The following is a 497-nucleotide window of genomic DNA, read 5'->3' as shown; positions in this document are numbered from 1 at the left end:
AGTGCTCAATCCCCTTGCCTAACCACTCAAAGACTCACGCCAAGCGTTCCTAAAACTACCCTCTACATTATTCTCCTTAATACTCTAAAAATCTTATTAGTAAACAAGATACTAGGTATTCGTTCAATAGTCAGGTAAAATATACTAAAAGAAAAGAGGCGATACTGCATGACAACAGTTTACGACTTTACTGTGAAAACTACAGACGGAGAAAAGAAGTCTCTAAAAGAATTTGAAGGAAATCCAATGGTCATTGTCAATACCGCCAGTAAATGCGGCTTCACAAAACAATTTAAAGAACTGCAACAACTGTATGAAGAATATAAAGATCAAGGGCTGGTTATATTAGGCTTCCCATCGGATAACTTCAATAACCAAGAATTTGATGATATTGATGAGACGATGAATTTCTGCCAAATGAATTATGGTGTGACATTCCCTATGTTTGCCAAGGTAGATGTGAAAGGGGATGAAGCAGAACCTTTATTTACGTATCT

The 497-nt window shown here is 36.6% G+C and carries 1 protein-coding gene; it reads left to right on the top strand.

What is annotated here, in order from left to right; genetic code table 11:
- Positions 1–168: 168 nt before the first annotated feature.
- On the top strand, positions 169–497 hold a 329-nt coding region (locus tag CSV68_RS16570; RefSeq protein ID WP_143561022.1), incomplete at its 3' end, for a glutathione peroxidase.

The sequence above is a fragment of the Sporosarcina sp. P29 genome (assembly GCF_002743265.1).
Lineage (GTDB): Bacteria > Bacillota > Bacilli > Bacillales_A > Planococcaceae > Sporosarcina.
The sequence above is the reverse complement of the archived record's forward strand: the minus strand, read 5'-3'. Positions and strand labels throughout refer to the sequence as shown.